Raw genomic sequence first — 18190 nt, forward strand, 5'->3', positions numbered from 1 at the left:
GGCGGCGCGCGGAGTCGCCGCGGCGCTGCTGCGCCAGGGCGACCTGCCCGACGAACTGCGCGAGGCGGCGCTGGCGCTCGGCCGCACCGATCCCGATCTGGCGACCCGCCTCTCCGCGACGCTGGCGGACGAGCTGCCGCTGCTGAAGCGAGACGGCCGTTTCGTACGTGAGGGCTTCGATCCGGCGCTCGACGAGCTCCGGCTCCTCCAGGTCGATTCCCGCAAGGTGATCGCGCAATTGCAGGCGCGCTATGCCGCCGAGACCGATTGCCGGACCCTGCGCATCAAGCACAATTCCATGCTCGGCTATTTCGTCGAGGTGCCGCAGGCGGTCGGCGAGACCTTCCTCCGGGAGCCCTGGCGCGCCGTCTTCGTGCATCGCCAGACCATGTCGGACGCGATGCGCTTCTCCTCGGTCGAGCTCGGCGAGCTCGAAGCCAAGATCGCCTCGGCCGCCGACCGGGCACTGAAGCTCGAACTTTCGATCTTCGCCGCCCTGACCGAAGCCGTCCTTGCGCAGGCCGAGCCGATCAAGGCGGCGGCGCAGGCGCTGGCGGTGATCGACGTTGCCGCGGCACTGGCCGAGCTTGCCATCGATGGCGGCTGGACCAGGCCCCAGGTCGATGACGGAGCCGCCTTCACCATCAAGGCCGGCCGCCATCCCGTGGTCGAGGCGGCGCTGAAGCGGCAGGGCCAGCCCTTCGTCGCCAATGACAGCGAGCTGTCCGCGTCAGGCAAAGACCGCGATGGCCGCATCTGCCTGATCACCGGCCCGAACATGGCGGGCAAGTCGACCTTCCTGCGCCAGAACGCGCTCATCGCAGTGCTCGCCCAGATGGGCTCTTTCGTGCCGGCGCAAAGTGCCCATATCGGTATTGTCGACCGGCTGTTCTCGCGCGTCGGCGCCGCTGACGATCTGGCGCGGGGCCGCTCGACCTTCATGGTCGAGATGGTCGAGACCGCGGCAATCCTCAACCAGGCCGGGCCGCGGGCGCTGGTGATCCTCGACGAGATCGGCCGAGGCACCGCGACCTTCGACGGTCTCTCGATCGCCTGGGCCGCGATCGAGCATCTGCACGAGGCCAATCGCTGCCGGGCGTTGTTCGCGACGCATTACCACGAGCTGACCGCGCTGGCCGAGCGGCTCGACCGGGTCGCCAACGCCACCGTGCGTGTCACCGAATGGAATGGCGAAGTCGTCTTCCTGCACGAGGTCGTGCCGGGCGCCGCCGATCGCTCATACGGCATTCAGGTCGCCAAGCTCGCCGGCCTGCCGCCGGCCGTGGTCGAGCGCGCCCGCGCCATCCTCTCCGAGCTGGAGAAGAGCGAGCGCGAAAAGCCGGTCGCGGCTTTGGTCGACGATCTCCCGCTCTTCGCGGTGCAGATGCGCAAACCCGCGCCGGCAGCTGTCCCGGTCGCCGGCCCCGACGAACTGCGCGAGGCGCTCGCCGGGCTCGACCCCGACGAGATGACGCCGCGCGAGGCGCTGGAGGCGCTCTACAGGCTCAAGCGGCTGAATTGAGCCTGCGCCCGATCCCTTCGGCCGCTGCGACGCCCGTGGCGAAGCAGGCCTGCAGCAGATAGCCGCCGGTCGGCGCCTCCCAGTCGAGCATCTCCCCGGCGACGAAAATCCCAGGCAGGCGCTTCAGCATGAAATATTGGTCGATCTCTTCGGCCCGGATGCCGCCGGCGGTCGAGATGGCGCGGGCGAGCGAGGCCATGCCGGTGAGGCGCAAGGGCGCAGCCTTGATAAGCCCCGCGAGCGCGTCGGGCTCGGCCGTCAGCGGTCCGCTCGTAGCCTCCCGCAGCACGGCCGCCGCAACCGGCGAAAGCCCCGCCGCCTTGCGGAGATGGTTGCTCAGCGTCTCGCCCGCACGGCGCTTCGCCAGCCGGTTGGCCAGCTCCAGCTCGGTCAGGTCCGGTCGCAGGTCGATCGTCAGGGCCGCTTCGCCATCGCGGGCGATGGTCTCCCGCAGCGGGCCCGACAGCGCATAGATCGCTCCGCCCTCGATACCTCCTGCGTCGATCATCGCCTCGCCCATCACGCGCTGTCCGGCGAAGCTCAGCGCGATCCGCTTCAGCGGCTGACCGGCGAAGCGCTCGCGCATCAAGGGCGACCAGTCGACCGAGAAACCGGCATTGGCGGGGCGCAGTGGCGCGATCACAGCGCCCTTGCCAGCAAGCAATTCGACCCAGGAGCCGTCCGCGCCGAGCCGCGGCCAGCTCGCGCCGCCGAGCGCCAGCAGGGTCGCGCGGGGTTTCACGATCTCCTCGCCGCCATCGCGAACCGCAAAGCGCAGCGCGCCGCTCTCATCCCATCCCGACCAGTGCCGCCCCGAATGCAGCGCGACGCCGAGCCCGTCGAGCCGGGCCAGCCAGGCCCGCAGCAGCGGCGAGGCCTTCATCGCCCTGGGGAAGACGCGCCCGCTCGACCCGGTGAAGCTCTCCGCCCCGAGCCCATCGGCCCAGTCGCGCAGCGCCTGCGGCGGGAAGGCGCGGATCACCGGCTCCAGCCAGGCGCGCGCGGTGCCATAGCGCTCAAGAAGAGCGTCGAGCGGCTCGGAATGCGTCAGGTTGAGCCCGCCGCGCCCGGCGAGCAGGAATTTGCGCGCCGGCGAGGCCATCCGCTCGTAGAGCGCGACCTTGTGGCCGGCCTGCGCCAGCCGCTCGGCCGCGATCAGCCCGGCCGGGCCGGCGCCGACGACGGCGACGTCGATGTCTCTAGTATGAACCATCCGGCCTTTTCTCGCGGGTCATCCCGGACGCAGCGAACCGGAGATCTGGGATCCATTCCGGAGCCTTTCCGAAGGAGGTTCCGGAATGGGTCCCTGGTCTCCCTCCGGTCGCCCGGGACGACAGCGTTCTTTTTTGCTCGGGACTATGCTGCCGGCAGTCTCAATTGCCGAACACGGTGTTGAGCTGGCTGCCGACCATGATGAAGGTGGTACGCTTCGGCATCTCCTTGAGCCGGACGGCGCCGATGTAGGTCATCGCCGAGCGCACCCCGCCCATGATCTCCTGCATCGTGCCCTCGACCGGGCCACGATAGGGCACCTCGACGGTCTTGCCCTCGGAGGCCCGGTATTTGGCGACGCCGCCGGAATATTTCTTCATCGCCGTGTCCGAGGACATACCGTAGAATACCATCGCGACCGGCACTTTCTCGCCGTCGTGGGTCTCGTAGCGGATCTCGCCCTCGCATTCGTCATGGCCGGCGAGCATGCCGCCCATCATCACGAAGTCGGAGCCGCCGCCATAAGCCTTGGCGACGTCGCCCGGCACGGTCAGCCCGCCATCGCCGCAGACCAGCCCTTTCAGGCCATGGGCCGCGTCGGCGCATTCGATGATCGCGGAGAGCTGCGGATAGCCGACGCCGGTCATCTTGCGGGTGGTGCAGACCGAGCCCGGGCCGATGCCGACCTTGACGATATCCGCGCCGGCCAGGATCAGCGCCTCGGTCATGTCGCCTGTGACGACGTTGCCGGCCATGATCGCCGCGTTCGGGAAGGCGTCGCGGGTCGCCTTGACGGTGTCGACGAATTTTTCGGTGTAGCCATTGGCGACGTCGAGGCAGATCTTGTCGATCGGCGCCTTGGCATGCACCGCCTTGAGCTTGTCATGGTCGGAATCGGTGGTGCCCAGCGAATAGAAGGCATTGGCCGATCCCTCCTCCTTGAAGAAGGCGATCAGCTCGTCGGCGTCATAGTGCTTGTGCAGGGCGACCATGGCGCCGTGCTTCAAGAGCGCGCGTGCCATCGCCATGGTGCCGACCACGTCCATGTTCGCGGCGATCAGCGGGAAGCCGCTCCATTCGCGGCCGGTATGCGCGAAGCGGAAGCTCCGGTTGACGTCGACCTCGGCGCGGCTGCCGAGCGTCGAGCGCTTCGGCCTGATCAGCACGTCGCGGAAGTCGAGTTTCGGATCGTTCTCGATGCGCATGATCAAAGCTCCGGCGACTGGCGCAGGTCAAAAAAAGGCGCACGCGGCGTGAGGGAGCGTGCCGGGATTCATAGCCGCTCGAACCTTACGGAGCAATGCGCCGGGAGTGGGTGGGGTTCCAGCGGAAGGAAACTTTAGTGATCTCTAAAGTTTCTCTGGACAGGCTGCTAGCAGCACGATACTTAAGCATATGCTTCACCAACCTGACCAACTCGATCTCATGTTCCAGGCGCTGGCGGACCCGAACCGCCGGCAGATGGTGCAGCGGCTCTGCGAGGGGCCGGCGAGCGTCAGCGAGCTCGCGGCTCCGCTGGAGATGACGCTGTCGGCGGTGGTGCAGCATCTTTCGGTTCTCGAGGGAGCTGGGCTGGTGCGGACGCAGAAGATCGGGCGGGTCCGCACCTGCCAGCTCGACACGCAGGCCCTGCGCGCGGCGGAGCGCTGGATCAGCGAGCGCCGCGCCCTCTGGGAGCGACGCTTCGACCGGCTCGGCGCCTTCCTTGCCGAGCAGGACCAGGACGCGAATCAAGGAGACGAGCCATGAGCGAACGGACCGTCGTCCACGCCGATTTCACCATCGAGCGCCATTACGATGCGAGCCCTGCCCGCGTCTTCGCCGCCTTTGCCGATCCCGCCGCCAAAAGGCGCTGGTCGGCCTGCCATGACGAGGGCGGACTCGGCGAGCATGTGCTGGATTTCCGTGAAGGCGGCCGCGAGACCATGCGTGGCGCCCCGGCCGAAGGCGGCGTCTACGCGATGAACGCGACCTTCCACGAGATCGTGCCGGAGCAGCGCATTATCTATAGCTACGAATTGCTGCGCGACGATATCCGACTGTCGATCTCGCTGGCGACGATCGAGTTCCATCGCGACGGCGCCGGCACCAGGCTTCGCTTCACCGAGCAGGCCGCCTTCCTCGACGGGCACGACCGGCCTGACTGGCGCGAGCAGGGCTCGCGCATCGGCTTCGACCGGCTGGCGGACTATCTCGCGCAGGAGCAGGCACCAGCCTGAACCACAGCCATCGTCGACCAATCCCGTTTCAGCCCGCTCCTTTCCAGAAGCAGGAATGCACACTCATGTCCCTGACGCTCTATTTCCATCCGCTTTCGGGCTTCTGCCAGAAGGTGCTGGTTGCGCTCTACGAGAACGAGACACGGTTCACGCCGCATCTCGTCAATTTCGGCGATGCCACCGAGCGCGCCGATTTCCTGAAGCTCTGGCCGATCGGCAAGTTCCCGCTGCTGCGCGACGAGAGCAATGGCAGGCTGGTGCCGGAGACCAGCCTGATCATCGAGTATCTCGCCCTGCACTATCCCGGCCCGATGGCGCTGCTGCCGGAGAACCCGGTCGCGGCGCTCGAAGTCCGGCGGCTCGACCGGATTTTCGATCTCTATGTCGCCATCCCCATGCAAAAGGTGGTGCTCGACCGGCTGCGCCCGGAGGGAAGCAATGACCCGGTCGGTGTCGCCGAGGCCAAGGCGACCCTCGCTTGCGCCTATGACGTGCTCGAAGCGGAGATCGGCGAGCGGCAATGGGCGCTCGGCGACGCGTTCAGCCTGGCGGACTGCTCGGCCGCACCGGCGCTGTTCTATGCCGAGCGGGCGCTGTCCTTCCGCGACAACCATCCGCGGCTCTGGGCCTATTTCGAGCGTCTGCGCACGCGGCCGTCCTATGCCCGCGCTCTGGCCGAGGCCGAGCCCTATTTCGAGTACTTCCCACGCAATCCAGGCGATGCCGGGCTCTCCCGCTAGCACGGCTTCGCGAACCCACACCGCCACTATCGAAAGGACAAGACCATGACCGCCAATCCCGTCGTCCATGCCAGCTTCACCATCGAGCGCAGCTATGCCGCCTCGCCCGCCCGCGTCTTCGCAGCCTTCGCCGATCCCGCGCAGAAGCGCCGCTGGTTTGCCGAGGGCGAGGGCTGGGAGGTCGAGCAGTTCGATGTCGATTTCCGCGTCGGCGGCCATGAGCGGAGCCGCTTTCGCTTCCAGGGCGGCCCGCCGATCACCAATGACACCGTCTACCAGGTGATCCAGCCGAACGAGCGCATCATCCTCGCCTATGCCATGGCGATCGATGGCGCGCCGCTGTCGGGCTCGCTGCTGACCATGGAGTTCGTGCCCGAGGGAACCGGCACCAGGTTCGTCTTCACCGAGCAGGGTGCCTATCTCGACGGCAAGGACGGCCCGATCCATCGCGAGGAAGGCTCGCGTGAATTGCTGGAGGCGCTTGCCAGGATACTCGGCGAGCCCGCCAACCCGGCCGCCTGACGCCTCGATCAGGCTGAATGGAGCCTAACTCCATTCAGCCGCAGTTCATCCCCGGCCGGCTAACCGGCATGTTGGCGGCATCCGAACCGGGAAGACCCGGCGGGCGCCGCCTCCGATTTTGCGATCCGGGGGGATCACTCGACTGTGCTGAAGGCCGTCGATCCGAACACCGTGCCGGCCGGCCCGCCATCCGACTGGCAGGTCACCAAGAGCTTCGCCCGTCTCACCAGCGGCTTCTGGCGCGGCGGCACCGCCGGCCGGGCCTGGCTCTGGTCGCTGACGCTGGCGAGCGCGATCATCCTCTCCGTCTTTGCCAACGTCACCGTCAACCGCTGGAACGGCTGGTTCTTCGATGCGCTCGAGAAGAAGGATGGCGAGAGCGCGCTGATTGCCATGGCCGTCTTCCCGGTGCTGGTGCTGATCGCGGCAGGCCTCGGCGTCATCATCCTGATCTCGCGCGAGACCTTCCAGGTCCATTGGCGCGCCTGGGTCACCGCCAAGCTCGCCGATGGCTGGATCGGCGAGCGAAGGTTCTACCGGCTCGGCCTCTCCGGCTACGAGCCGGCCAATCCCGAATACCGCATCGCCGACGATGTCCGCTGGGCCACGGAGCCGGTGGTCGATTTCGCCATCGGCCTGCTCTCGGCCGTCATCACCGCGATCACCTTCATCGGCATCCTCTGGTCGATCGGCGGCTCGCTCAGCGTCGAGGCGCACGGCGTCCCCTTCGAGATCCCTGCCTATATGGTCCTGGCGGCGATCATCTACGCCGTGCTGGTCTCCGGCCTCATCACCTGGGTCGGCCGGCCGCTGCCCCGCCTGATCGCCGCCCGCAATGAGGGCGAGGCGCGCCTGCGCTTCTCGCTGATGCGCATCCGCGACCATGGCGAGACGATCGCGCTCTCTCGCGCCGAGACCGGTGAGCGCCGCGCGGTCGCCGCGACCTATGACACGCTGGTGGCGCGCTGGCTCGCGATGATCCGCCAGCGTGGCCGCCTGACCTGGATCACCAATGGCAGCGGCGCGCTGGTGCCGGTGGTGCCGCTGCTGCTGGCGGCGCCGAAATACCTGTCCGGCGAGATGTCGCTCGGCGATGTCGTCCAGGTCGCCGCCGCCTTCGTCGCCGTGCAGAACGCCTTCAACTGGGTGCTCGACAACTTCATGCGTATCGCCGAATGGCTGGCTTCGGCGCGGCGGGTCAACGAGCTTGCCGTCGCGCTCGGCGCGATCGAAGCCGGTGTGGCCGAGAGCGACATCGCCGTCCTCGCCAGCGAAGACGCGGGCCTGCGGCTGGACGAGCTGACGCTGACCGATCGCGACGGCCGCACCTTCCTCGCGGATGTCTCGACGGCTCTGCCCGCCGGCGCGACATTGCACGTCGCCGGCGAGCTCGGCCATGGCAAGGCCGCGCTGATCCAGGCGGTGGCGGGCCTCTGGCCGTGGGGGCGCGGCGCGGTGGCCCTGCCGGACGGGGCGCGCATCGCCGTGCTGCCGCAGCATCTGCATCTCTCGGAAGGCAGCCTGCGCGCCGCGCTCGACCCGATCGGCGGCCACAGCGACGCAGAGGCCGCCGCCGCATTGCGGCATTACGGCCTCTCAAGCCTGGTGTCGCAGATCGATCTCGCGCACGACTGGGACAAGGCGCTGACCACCGGCGATCGCCAGCGCCTCGCTTTGGCACGCGCCGAATTGGCGAAGCCGGATATCCTCGTGCTCGACGAGGCGACGAGCGGGCTCGAGACCGAGGCGGCGCTCGAACTGCTCTCGCGGCTCAGGGCGGCGCGGCCGGATGCGGTGATGCTGCTGATCGGCCAAAGTCCCGGTTTCGCCGAGGCTGCCGATCATCACCTCACCATGCGGCGCGCCGGCGGCGTCGCCCGCATCGCCTCGTTCGACATGCCGCGCCCGGCCACACGGGTCGAAGCCGGCAGCGGCTGAGTTTGCAAGCAACTTACCTATCCAGCGCCGGTTGACCGGCCTCTTTCCGAAACGGAGTCAAACGCATGTTGAACATCTGGGACGTCTATTGGGGCCTGCGGGTCGAGCAGTGCCCCTGCGACGTGCATTTCGTCGAATGGCTGGAAGAGCAGGGCCTGACCGGCAAGCGCATCTACCATTTCGGCACCGGCGGCCACCATTATGTCGGCATCCGCTGCGCCGAGCCGGAGTTCGACAACACCGTGCTCGGGATCACCGCCTCGCCCAAGGAATACGAGGCCTTCGTCAAGCTCGCGATCGACAATCCGACGATCACCAAGACCTATTCCGCCTATTTCGGCGACATCTACACCAGCAATAGCCGGCTGCTGCCGCGCTTCGACATCGTCACGCTGTTCCACTCCTGCGAGTTCCGCAGCGAGAAGAACGACTCCTATGGCGCGCTGACCGATCTTCAGGTGATGCAGCTCTTCACCGACCAGACCGATGCCGGCGGCCATATCCTGTTCTACACCGGCTCCTTTGCCTATGAGGCGGCTAAGCCGATCATCGCGGAGTGGGCGAAGTCGCGCCAGGTCGAGGAGATCGGCGAGTTCAAGACGCTCCGCGTCTTCCGCAAGACCGCCTGAGCCGGTTGCGCCGGGGCGTGAACGGCGTTAATTCCGTCCCGTCGATCCACTCGAAACCGGGGAGGGCTGCGTGATCACGTTCTTTCGTCACCATCGTCAGCGCGGCCCCGTTCAGGCCCTGCAAGCCGGCTTGCAGGGCTGACCGCACAGGCGATCGTTTCAGGTCTCTTCTAGGTCTGCCCTTCGTGAGGGCGTAGCGTCTTCGAGCCCAAAGCTCGGCCAGCTGCGTCCATCCCTCATCGAGCCAGGCGTTCCGCATTCGTGATGCTCGGGGCAAGGACCCCGGCCGAATGACGGCGCGCGGCTCGGGCAGTTCCGAGACCGACCATGACCTTGATTACCCTTCGCAATCTCGGCGTCACGCTGGGCGCGCCCCTGTTTTCCGACCTCTCGTTCTCCATCGTGGCGGGCGACCGCCTCGGCCTCGTCGCCGCCAATGGCCGCGGCAAGTCGACCCTGCTCCGCTGCCTCACTGGTTCGCTCGAACCATCCGCCGGCGAGATCACCCGCTCGCGCGGCCTGCGCATCGGCCATGTCGAGCAGGACGCCCCGCCGCAATTGCTGGAGCAGTCTGTCGACCGGTTGCTGCTCGACATGCTGCCGGCCGACCAGCGCGAGAGCGAGCATTGGCGCGTCGAGGTCGCACTCGATACGCTGTCCGTCCCGGCGGAGTTGCGCCGGCGCCCGCTCGGGCAATTGAGCGGCGGCTGGCAAAGGCTCGTCCTTATCGCACGCGCCGGCATCGTCGAGCCGGATCTGCTGCTGCTCGACGAACCCACCAACCATCTCGATCTCGCGCGCATCGGCGTGCTGGAGAGCTGGCTCGCCGCCCTGCCGCGCGACGTCGCGGTGATCCTGTCGAGCCATGACCGCGCCTTCCTCGACGCGACGACCAATCGGACGCTGTTCCTGCGCCAGGAGGGCTCGCAACTGTTCGCGCTGCCTTATTCGCGCGCGCGTGCAGCGCTTGACCAGACCGATGCGGCGCAGGCGCGCCGGCACGAGCGCGACCTCAAGTCCGTCCAGCAGATGCGGCGGCAGGCGGCGAAGCTGAACAATATCGGCATCAACTCCGGCAGCGATCTCCTGCTCAGCAAGACCAGGCAGCTCAAGCGTCGCGCCGACGAGCTCGAAGCGACGGTCCGCCCGGCCCATCGCGAGTGCTCTGCCGGGGCGATCAGGCTTGCCAGCAGCGCGACGCATGTGCGGGCGCTGGTCGAGCTCGACGACGTCGCGGTCGCGGCCCCGGACGGTCGGCTGCTGTTCAGGGCTGGCAGACGCTGGATCAGTCCGGGCGATCGTGTCGTACTGCTCGGCCTCAACGGCGCCGGCAAGTCGCTGTTCGTCGCCATGCTCCACGCTGCCATTCGTGGTGAGGAGCAGGCAGGTATCAGGGCGACCCCCTCGTTGGCACTCGGTTACGCCAGCCAGAGCCTCGCCGAATTGCCTGATGGTGATACCCCGCACGGGCTGATCAGCCGGCGCTTCGATGTCGGCGACCAGCCGGCCCGTGGCCTGCTCGCCGGCGCCGGTATCGCCATCGATCGCCAGACCGGGCCGATCGGCGCGCTCTCCGGTGGGCAGCGGGCGCGGCTCGCCATGCTGGTGCTGCGCCTCGCCAGGCCGAATTTGTACCTGCTGGACGAGCCCACCAACCATCTCGACATCGAGGGGCAGGAGGCGCTGGAGGTCGAGCTCACCGCGGGCGCGACCAGCTGCCTGCTGGTCTCGCATGACCGCAGCTTCGTCCGCGCCGTCGGCAACCGCTTCTGGCGGATCGACAAGCGGCGGCTGGTCGAGGTTGATGATCCCGAAGCCTTCTTCGAGGAGGCGATGGAAGCGGAGGGTTGACCGCCGCGGCCATCGCTACCGCCATGAGGCTGGCGCGTCCTGCGTAGGCCTCATGGCGCGCATTCGTCGCGCTGTCCTGTCTTGTGCATCGCGGCGAAGGCGCTATCTCTCGGGTCCGGCCGCCAGGCCAGCCGCCAGCAACCCGCCTTGCTCGCCGCGTTCTGCGTGCGTGCGCAACCCGACAAGAGCACTGATGTCGTTCGGCCCGCACGAGCCCGGAATGCCGTTGCGCAAGCGCAGCCGCTGGTGGTGGCTCGGCCCGCTCGCCTCGTCGGTGATCTTCGCGGCATCGCTGGTGGTGCTCTATTACATCGTCCGCGAGATCGAGCCCGGCGAGCTTGCCCGCGCCTTCGCCAACGCCAGCCAGCGCCAGCTCCTGCTGGCGCTCGGCTTCACCGCGCTGAGCTATCTGCTGCTGACCGGCTACGACGCGGTCGCGTTGCGCCGGCTCGGCCTGTCGATCCCCTATCGAACCACGGCGCTCGCCTCCTTCACCAGCTATTCCGTCGCCTTTACCCTGGGCTTCCCGATCGTGACCGGCGGGACCGTGCGCTACTGGGTCTATTCGGCCAAGGGCGTGCGCGCCTCTGAGGTTGCGAGCCTCACCGTGATCGCCGGCCTGACCTTCTGGCTCGGACTCGGCATGATCCTCTGCGCCAGCCTGTTCTATGCGACGGAATCGGTCGCCGTGCTGGCGCGGACCTCGCCGCTGGTGATCCAGGTTGTCGGCGCCGCCGTAGCGCTCGGCACGGCAGGCTACCTCTTCTGGGTCGCGACCGGCGAGCGCACCTTGCGGGTCAGCGGCTGGAACCTGCCGCTGCCTGGGCTGGGCATTACCCTCGCGCAGATGCTGCTGGGCGCAGCCGAGGTCTGCGCCGCCGCCGCCGTGCTCTATGTGCTGCTGCCGGGCGGGCACAACCTGCCCTATGAAAGCTTCCTGGCCGCCTACATCTTCGCATGCCTGGTCGGCATCGCCAGCCATGCGCCGGGTGGGCTCGGCGTCTTCGAGGCGACCATGCTGGTCGCGCTCAGCCGCCTGCCTTTCGAGCAGGTGCTGGGCGCGCTGCTGCTCTTCCGCATCATCTACTACATCCTCCCCTTCATCCTGGCGCTGGTGCTGCTGGCGCTGAACGAGATGATCCGGCGCATCCGGCGGCACGAGATCTGACGCCGCCGCGTCTGATCGGGCAAGCATCCTTGACGGATCGGCACGGCGACGCCACCTCGATTCTGCCGGGCCTGTCGCAAGGAAGCAGCCGGCCCGGGGAGAGCAGTGGACGCGGCGCACCTCATCGACGAGATCTACGAGGCCGCCGTCGTGCCGGAGCGATGGGTTGATGTGCTCGACCGGCTGGCGGCCAGGGCTGGCGCCGTCGGCACCATCCTGTTCGCGGCATCGCCGAGCCGGTTCCAGTGGACCTCCTCGCAGGCCATCCAAGGCGTCGCGGCCGAATGGGTCGCTTCGCCCTTCGTCGCGGACAATCTGCGGGGCAAGCGCCTGGTCCCGCTCTACGAACCGCGTTTCCTGACGGATCTCGATGCGATCGCGCCGCAGGAGCTTGAGCAGGACCCGTTCTATCGCGATTTCCTCAGGCCGCGTGGCTTGGGCTGGTGCGTCGGCACCTCGATCCGTGCGACCAGTGGCGACAGCATCGTCTTCTCGATCGAGCGCCTCTACGCCGACGGCCCGGTTCCGCGCGAGACGGCCGCCGCGCTCGACCAGTTCCGGCCGCATCTGGCGCGGGCCTCGATCATCGCGGCGCGTCTCGGCCTCGAGCGGGCGCGTGCCAGCGTCGCGGCGCTGGAGTTGATCGGCCTGCCGGCTACGATCATCACTGGCCGCCATAGCGTGCTTGCGGCCAATGAGCTGATCATCGCGTGCGGGGCGTTCGAGATCGGCGCCTTCGACCGCGTGCGTCTCTCCGATCCGGCCGCGAATGAGCGCCTGCAGCTGCATCTCGACGTGGCGGGGGACGCCGGGCTGTCGTTCCCGATCCGCGCCACCGGCGACCGGCCCGCCTTCGTCGCGCATCTGGTTCCGCTCAGGCGCGCCGGGCTCGACGTCTTCTCCGGCGCGGCCCAGCTGTTCTACCTCACCGAGGTCGGCCGTGGTGCGGCGCCGTCCGCGGCCATCCTCGAAGCGCTGTTCGATCTCAGCCCGGCGGAGGCGAAGGTGACCCGGCTTCTCCTGTCGGGCGGCACGGTTTCCGGTATCGCGAACAACCATGGCATCCGGCCTGAAACCGTGCGGGGCCAGCTCAAATCCGTCTTCGCCAAGACGGGCGTGCGCCGCCAGGCCGAGCTGATCCAGCTGCTGGGCGGCATTCAGTCTCCGGGTGCCCCGGACCTGCTGTCGCGGCCGATCGCAAGCGAATAGCGCCCGGTCTCGCGCGGGGGAATTGCGCTGCACCACCGCTCCGGCCTATGACGCCTCGCCGCAGGCCACGCATCGGAAGGCAGGAACCGCATGCACGCTTTGGTCGACCCGAAGGCGCCTGTCACGGCGGCGCTGATCGAGGCCATCGGCGTTCCCGCCGTATTGCTCGACCCGCAGGGTGTGATCCAGGCGCTGAGCCCGACGGCTCCAGCGCTGGTCACGGCGCTCGCCAAGGGCAAGCCGCTCGCCCTCGTGATGCGCGATCCCGATCTGATCGACGCGATCGAGCAGGTCTCACGCCATGGCGGCCGCCGCGCCATCGAGCTGATCGAGCGCGTGCCGGTCGAGCGCACCTTCCGCATCCATATCGCCGCGCTCGCCGGCAGCGGCTGGCGCCGCGCCGTGCTCCTCACCTTCGAGGATCTCAGCGAGCAGCGCATGACCGAGCGCATGCGCGTCGATTTCGTCGCGAATGCCAGCCACGAGCTGCGCACGCCGCTCGCGTCCGTGCTCGGCTTCGTCGAGACCTTGCAGGGCCCGGCCCGCAACGATGCCGCCGCCCGCGACCGCTTCCTGGCGATCATGCGCGAGCAGGGCCTGCGCATGGCGCGTCTCGTCGACGACCTGCTCTCGCTGTCGCGTATCGAACTGCGCGCCCATCTCGCGCCGGAGACGCCGGTCGATCTCGCCAGCATCGCCCGCGAAATTCTCGACTCCCTTGTCCTTATGGCGCGCGAGCGCGATGTGACGCTGAAGCTCGACGTGCCGCCGCAGCCCGTCACCGTCGCCGGCGACCGCGACGAATTGCTGCGGCTGATGGAGAACCTGGTTGAGAACGCGATCAAATACGGCCAGCGCGGCGGCGAGGTCGGCATCACCGTCGCGATATCCGGCGAGGAGGCCAGCCTCAGCGTGCGCGATGACGGTCCCGGCATCGCCCCGGAGCACCTGCCGCGCCTGACCGAGCGCTTCTACCGGGTCGACACCGCCGCGAGCCGCGAGGCCGGGGGCACCGGCCTCGGCCTCGCCATCGTCAAGCACATCGTCCTGCGCCATCGCGGCCGCCTGACGATCGAGAGCGTGGTCGGCCAGGGCGCGACCTTCCGGGCGATCCTGCCGCGCCTGCTGGAGCCGACCCGTTAACGATTTGTGACGGCGGCAAGCGCGCGTTCATGACTGTGTGTCATGTGGCTGTCATATAGCCGGTGTTCTAGCAGGGCCGCTGCACTTGCGATCCAGAGAGGACATCTGATGCGCAAACTTCTCATTCTCACAGCCGCCGCCATCGGCCTGACGGGCGCTGCCCAGGCTGCCGACATCACCGGCGCCGGCGCGACCTTCCCCTTCCCGATCTACGCCAAATGGGCCGAAGCTTATAAGAAGGATACCGGCATCGGTCTGAATTACCAGTCGATCGGCTCGGGCGGCGGCATCCGCCAGATCAAGTCGAAGACCGTCGATTTCGGCGCCTCCGACATGCCGCTGAAGGGCGAGGACCTGGACAAGGACGGCCTGCTGCAGTTCCCGGCCGTGATGGGTGCGCTCGTCCCGGCGATCAACATCGCCGGCGTCGAGGCTCGCCAGATCAAGTTCTCGGGTCCGATCCTGTCGGACATCTACCAGGGCAACATCAAGAAGTGGAACGACCCCAAGCTCACCGCCCTGAACCCGGATGTGAAGCTGCCCGACGCCAACATCACGGTGGTCTATCGTTCCGACGGTTCGGGCACGACCTTCGTCTGGACCGATTATCTCTCGCGCGTCTCGCCCGAGTGGAAGTCGAAGATTGGCGCCAACACCTCGGTGCAGTTCCCGGTCGGCATCGGCGGCAAGGGCAATGAGGGCGTCTCGGCCTCGGTCAAGCAGATCGCCAACTCGATCGGCTATGTCGAATACGCCTACGCCAAGCAGAACAAGCTCGCCTACGGCCTCGTCCAGAACCGTGACGGCAAGTTCCCGGTGCCGGAGACCGAGTCCTTCCAGGCCGCGGCGGCCAACGCCAACTGGAATGAAGCGCCCGGTTTCGGCATCATCATCAACAACCAGCCCGGCGAGAAGGCGTGGCCGATCACCTCGGCGACCTTCATCCTGATGCACAAGAAAGCCGAGAAGCCCGAGCAGTCCAAGGCTGCGCTGGCCTTCTTCGACTGGGCCTACAAGAACGGCGACAAGCTCGCGGTCGATCTCGAATACGTGCCGATGCCCGCGAACGTGAAGGACCAGATCCGCGCCAGCTGGAAGGGTATCACCGACGCCTCCAGCAAGCCGGTCTTCTGAGCGATTACAACGACATGGCGGAGCGGGGAGCATCCCCCGCTTCGCCTCTCACTCGACCTTCATCCCGAGCAGCGGTGCTCATTGTCCGCTGCTCGGGATGAAGGTTCGATCCAGAGAAACGATCGTTCTTAATCTTGTTGCCTGCGATTGCTGGCTTAGACCGGAGTTCCACGGATGACAGCCGTGACAGACCCTATGAGCCTTCCGGCCGCTGGCGCTCAGCGCAAGACTCCGAAGGGCACCTTCGATATCGTCTTCCGCAACGCCAGCCTACTGTCGGCCTTGTTCGTGCTTGTGCTGCTCGCCGGCATCATGCTTTCGATGATCATCGGCGGCTGGCCGGCCTTTCGCGAGATGGGCCTGGGCTTCATCACCTCCAGCGTCTGGGACACGCAGAACGATCAGTACGGCGCCTGGCCAGCCATTGTCGGTACGCTCTCGACAGCATTTCTCGCATTGCTGATCGGCGTCCCCTTGTCGCTTGGCATCGCAGTCTTCCTGACGCAGCTCGCTCCGCCCTGGTTCAAGCGGCCGGTCTCGACCGCGATCGAGCTGCTCGCCGCCGTGCCATCGATCATCTATGGCATGTGGGGCTTGTTTGTCTTCGTGCCGCTGTTCGCGGCCTATGTGCAGCAGCCGGTCTCACGCATCGTCGAGGGCATGCCGATCGTCGGCACGATCCTCTACGCCGCGTCGCCCTCGGGCCTCGGTATCCTGTCGGCGGGCATCATTCTGGCGTTCATGATCATCCCCTTCATCGCCTCGATCGTGCGCGACATGCTCGACCAGATCCCTTCGGTGCTGCGCGAGAGCGCCTATGGCATCGGGGCCACCACCTGGGAGGTGGTGCGGCATGTTCTCGTCCCGCAGGCCGGCGTCTCGATCATCGGCGCGATCATGCTTGGCCTCGGCCGCGCGCTCGGCGAGACCATGGCGGTGACCTTTGTCGTCGGCAACGCCAACCGGCTCTCGGCCTCGATCATGGATCCCGGCTCGACCATCGCCTCGCGTATCGCCAACGAGTTCAACGAGGCGATTGGCCTGCAGCTCAATGCGCTGATCGCGCTCGGCTGCATCCTGTTCTTCGTTACCTTCGTCGTCCTGGTGATCGCGCGCATCCTGGTCGCGCGGGTCAAATCCTTCTGAGCGAACGGAAAGACCATGAGCCTCGCCACGCCCTCAACCGCTCGCGCGCTGCCCCCTGCAACCTGGGGCCGGGTACGCCAGTCGCGCCGGGTCGCCGACCGCGCGATGAAGATCATCGCGACAGGCTTCACATTGCTTGCGATCTCGGTGCTGTTCTGGATCCTCGGCATGCTGGTCGTGAAGGGCCTTGGCGGGCTCTCCGCCGCGACCTTCACCGAGACCATGCCAGGCCCGGGTTCAGAGGGCGGCGGCCTCGCCAACGCCATCGTCGGCTCGCTGGTGCTGACCTTCCTCGGCATCGCAGTGGCGACGCCGATCGGCGTGCTCGCCGGCACCTATCTGGCCGAATACGGCAAAGGCTCGAAGCTCGCCGACCTGATCCGCTTCATCAACGACATCCTGCTCTCGGCGCCGTCGATCCTGATCGGCCTGTTCGTCTACGTCATCCTGGTCGAGCCGCTCGGGGGCTATTCCGGCTGGGCCGGCGGCGTCGCGCTCGGCATCATCGCGATCCCGGTGATCGTGCGCACCACCGAGGACATGCTGCGCCTGGTGCCCGGCCCGTTGCGCGAGGCCGGCTCGGCGCTTGGCGCGCCGCCCTCGGTCGTGATCACCTCGATCACTTGGCGTGCCGCCAAGTCCGGCATGGTCACCGGCATCCTCCTGGCCCTCGCCCGTATCGCCGGCGAGACCGCGCCGCTGATCTTCACCGCGCTCAACAACAGCTTCTGGTTCTCGCCGACGCTGCTCGGCGGCGTCTCCAACCTGCCGGTGACGATCTACCAGTTCGCGTCGGCCCCTTACGAGAACTGGCAGCAGCTCGCCTGGGCGGGATCGCTGATCATCACCGTCTCAATCCTCGTGCTTTCCCTCATCGCCCGGCGCATCGTGCGCGGCGGCAAGTGAATAGCGTCCGATCGGAAGGACCATGCAGATGCTTTCGACCCTCGAACTGAGCCCGCAGACGCTGGATGCCGAAGCGCCCGTCCGCATCGCCGTCAAGAACCTCGATTTCTACTACGGCGAGCACAAGGCGCTGAAGAACATCAACCTCGACTTCCGCGACCGGCACGTCACGGCGCTGATCGGCCCGTCGGGCTGCGGCAAGTCGACCCTGCTCCGCATCTTCAACCGGATCTACTCGCTCTATCCCGAGCAGAAGGCGACCGGCGAGATCCTGCTCGACGGCCGCAACATCATCTCGAACGACATCGACGTGAACGAATTGCGCTCGCGCATCGGCATGGTCTTCCAGAAGCCGACGCCGTTCCCGATGTCGATCTACGACAATGTCGCCTTTGGCATCCGTCTCTACGAGAAGCCGCCGAAGTCGGAGCTCGATGACCGTGTCGAGGGCGCCTTGCGCCGCGCCGCGCTTTGGGACGAGGTCAAGGACAAGCTGAAGAGCTCCGGCATGGGCCTTTCGGGCGGCCAGCAGCAGCGCCTGTGCATCGCCCGCACCATCGCCCAGAAGCCCGAGGTCATCCTGTTCGACGAGCCGACCTCGGCGCTCGACCCGATCTCGACCGGCAAGATCGAGGACCTGCTCGAGCAGCTCAAGACCGACTTCACCATCGTCATCGTCACCCACAACATGCAGCAGGCGGCGCGCATCTCGCAGTACACCGCCTTCATGTATCTGGGCGAGGTGATCGAGTTCGACGCGACCAACACGATCTTCATGAACCCGCACAAGAAGCAGACGCAGGACTACGTCACCGGCCGCTTCGGCTGACGTTCTGAAAGCGCCGGCCAGA

17 protein-coding genes are annotated in these 18190 nt (G+C 67.2%); 15 read left to right on the forward strand and 2 right to left on the reverse strand.

What is annotated here, in order from left to right; all coding sequences use genetic code 11:
* Window positions 1-1522, forward strand: a 1522-nt coding sequence (gene mutS, locus CXY91_RS06280; RefSeq protein WP_100959765.1) for a DNA mismatch repair protein MutS, incomplete at its 5' end; no start/stop codon positions are given.
* Here mutS and CXY91_RS06285 read toward each other — a convergent pair.
* Complete coding sequence (locus CXY91_RS06285; protein ID WP_100959767.1) at window positions 1506-2735, reverse strand: TIGR03862 family flavoprotein; 1230 nt, start codon at window positions 2733-2735, stop codon at window positions 1506-1508. The two genes, mutS and CXY91_RS06285, sit on opposite strands and share 17 nt — an antisense overlap.
* Window positions 2736-2895: 160 nt before the next feature.
* Window positions 2896-3939: a GMP reductase gene (locus CXY91_RS06290; protein ID WP_092160010.1), complete on the reverse strand. Its 1044-nt coding sequence runs from the start codon at window positions 3937-3939 to the stop codon at window positions 2896-2898.
* Between the two features lie 190 nt (window positions 3940-4129).
* On the opposite strand from CXY91_RS06290, the gene CXY91_RS06295 reads away from it, so the two are divergent.
* From CXY91_RS06295 to pstB, 14 genes are all read left to right on the forward strand, one after another.
* Complete coding sequence (locus CXY91_RS06295) at window positions 4130-4483, forward strand: ArsR/SmtB family transcription factor (protein WP_100959769.1); 354 nt, start codon at window positions 4130-4132, stop codon at window positions 4481-4483.
* Entirely contained in the window at window positions 4480-4953 is a 474-nt protein-coding gene (locus CXY91_RS06300) for an SRPBCC family protein (RefSeq protein ID WP_091835480.1), read from the forward strand. Before CXY91_RS06295 ends, CXY91_RS06300 begins: the two co-directional genes overlap by 4 nt.
* A gap of 65 nt (window positions 4954-5018) precedes the next feature.
* Window positions 5019-5693: a glutathione S-transferase family protein gene (locus CXY91_RS06305; protein WP_100959771.1), complete on the forward strand. Its 675-nt coding sequence runs from the start codon at window positions 5019-5021 to the stop codon at window positions 5691-5693.
* A gap of 45 nt (window positions 5694-5738) precedes the next feature.
* On the forward strand, window positions 5739-6215 hold the full coding sequence (locus CXY91_RS06310) for an SRPBCC family protein (RefSeq protein WP_091835474.1): 477 nt from the start codon (window positions 5739-5741) through the stop codon (window positions 6213-6215).
* A 144-nt stretch (window positions 6216-6359) separates the two neighbouring features.
* Window positions 6360-8153, forward strand: a complete 1794-nt coding sequence (locus CXY91_RS06315) for an ABC transporter ATP-binding protein/permease (RefSeq protein WP_100959773.1) — start codon at window positions 6360-6362, stop codon at window positions 8151-8153.
* A 65-nt stretch (window positions 8154-8218) separates the two neighbouring features.
* Window positions 8219-8782 (forward strand): hypothetical protein, encoded by a 564-nt coding sequence (locus tag CXY91_RS06320; RefSeq protein WP_199777372.1) that lies wholly within the window; start codon window positions 8219-8221, stop codon window positions 8780-8782.
* Window positions 8783-9109: 327 nt separating this feature from the next.
* The gene (locus tag CXY91_RS06325) at window positions 9110-10633 is read left to right on the forward strand and encodes an ABC-F family ATP-binding cassette domain-containing protein (protein ID WP_100959775.1); all 1524 of its coding nucleotides are present in this window, start codon (window positions 9110-9112) and stop codon (window positions 10631-10633) included.
* 220 nt (window positions 10634-10853) lie between these two features.
* Entirely contained in the window at window positions 10854-11801 is a 948-nt protein-coding gene (locus CXY91_RS06330) for a lysylphosphatidylglycerol synthase domain-containing protein (protein WP_248307383.1), read from the forward strand.
* A gap of 105 nt (window positions 11802-11906) precedes the next feature.
* The gene (locus CXY91_RS06335) at window positions 11907-13010 is read left to right on the forward strand and encodes a helix-turn-helix transcriptional regulator (RefSeq protein ID WP_158673286.1); all 1104 of its coding nucleotides are present in this window, start codon (window positions 11907-11909) and stop codon (window positions 13008-13010) included.
* 90 nt (window positions 13011-13100) lie between these two features.
* Window positions 13101-14153, forward strand: coding sequence for an ATP-binding protein (locus CXY91_RS06340; RefSeq protein WP_100959781.1), 1053 nt, complete (start codon window positions 13101-13103; stop codon window positions 14151-14153).
* Window positions 14154-14261: 108 nt separating this feature from the next.
* Window positions 14262-15287 (forward strand): phosphate ABC transporter substrate-binding protein PstS, encoded by a 1026-nt coding sequence (gene pstS, locus CXY91_RS06345; RefSeq protein WP_091835456.1) that lies wholly within the window; start codon window positions 14262-14264, stop codon window positions 15285-15287.
* A gap of 174 nt (window positions 15288-15461) precedes the next feature.
* Window positions 15462-16433: a phosphate ABC transporter permease subunit PstC gene (gene pstC / locus CXY91_RS06350; RefSeq protein ID WP_091835453.1), complete on the forward strand. Its 972-nt coding sequence runs from the start codon at window positions 15462-15464 to the stop codon at window positions 16431-16433.
* A gap of 15 nt (window positions 16434-16448) precedes the next feature.
* A complete protein-coding gene (pstA, locus tag CXY91_RS06355) occupies window positions 16449-17339 on the forward strand; it encodes a phosphate ABC transporter permease PstA (RefSeq protein WP_091835450.1) in 891 nt (296 codons plus the stop codon).
* Between the two features lie 22 nt (window positions 17340-17361).
* The gene (pstB, locus tag CXY91_RS06360; RefSeq protein ID WP_091835447.1) at window positions 17362-18168 is read left to right on the forward strand and encodes a phosphate ABC transporter ATP-binding protein PstB; all 807 of its coding nucleotides are present in this window, start codon (window positions 17362-17364) and stop codon (window positions 18166-18168) included.
* Window positions 18169-18190 lie beyond the last annotated feature (22 nt).

Origin of the sequence: Allobosea sp. FBZP-16, assembly GCF_002831785.1 — a bacterium.
GTDB classification, from domain to species: domain Bacteria; phylum Pseudomonadota; class Alphaproteobacteria; order Rhizobiales; family Beijerinckiaceae; genus Allobosea; species Allobosea lupini.

Bases quoted from the DNA above. Each gene is read 5' to 3' on its own strand.
- CXY91_RS06285 (WP_100959767.1), bottom strand. From the start codon at position 2,735: ATGGTTCATACTAGAGACATCGACGTCGCCGTCGTCGGCGCCGGCCCG.
- CXY91_RS06290 (WP_092160010.1), bottom strand. From the start codon at position 3,939: ATGCGCATCGAGAACGATCCGAAACTCGACTTCCGCGACGTGCTGATC.
- CXY91_RS06295 (WP_100959769.1), top strand. From the start codon at position 4,130: ATGCTTCACCAACCTGACCAACTCGATCTCATGTTCCAGGCGCTGGCG.
- CXY91_RS06300 (WP_091835480.1), top strand. From the start codon at position 4,480: ATGAGCGAACGGACCGTCGTCCACGCCGATTTCACCATCGAGCGCCAT.
- CXY91_RS06305 (WP_100959771.1), top strand. From the start codon at position 5,019: ATGTCCCTGACGCTCTATTTCCATCCGCTTTCGGGCTTCTGCCAGAAG.
- CXY91_RS06310 (WP_091835474.1), top strand. From the start codon at position 5,739: ATGACCGCCAATCCCGTCGTCCATGCCAGCTTCACCATCGAGCGCAGC.
- CXY91_RS06320 (WP_199777372.1), top strand. From the start codon at position 8,219: ATGTTGAACATCTGGGACGTCTATTGGGGCCTGCGGGTCGAGCAGTGC.
- CXY91_RS06325 (WP_100959775.1), top strand. From the start codon at position 9,110: ATGACCTTGATTACCCTTCGCAATCTCGGCGTCACGCTGGGCGCGCCC.
- CXY91_RS06330 (WP_248307383.1), top strand. From the start codon at position 10,854: ATGCCGTTGCGCAAGCGCAGCCGCTGGTGGTGGCTCGGCCCGCTCGCC.
- CXY91_RS06340 (WP_100959781.1), top strand. From the start codon at position 13,101: ATGCACGCTTTGGTCGACCCGAAGGCGCCTGTCACGGCGGCGCTGATC.
- pstS (WP_091835456.1), top strand. From the start codon at position 14,262: ATGCGCAAACTTCTCATTCTCACAGCCGCCGCCATCGGCCTGACGGGC.
- pstC (WP_091835453.1), top strand. From the start codon at position 15,462: ATGACAGCCGTGACAGACCCTATGAGCCTTCCGGCCGCTGGCGCTCAG.
- pstA (WP_091835450.1), top strand. From the start codon at position 16,449: ATGAGCCTCGCCACGCCCTCAACCGCTCGCGCGCTGCCCCCTGCAACC.
- pstB (WP_091835447.1), top strand. From the start codon at position 17,362: ATGCAGATGCTTTCGACCCTCGAACTGAGCCCGCAGACGCTGGATGCC.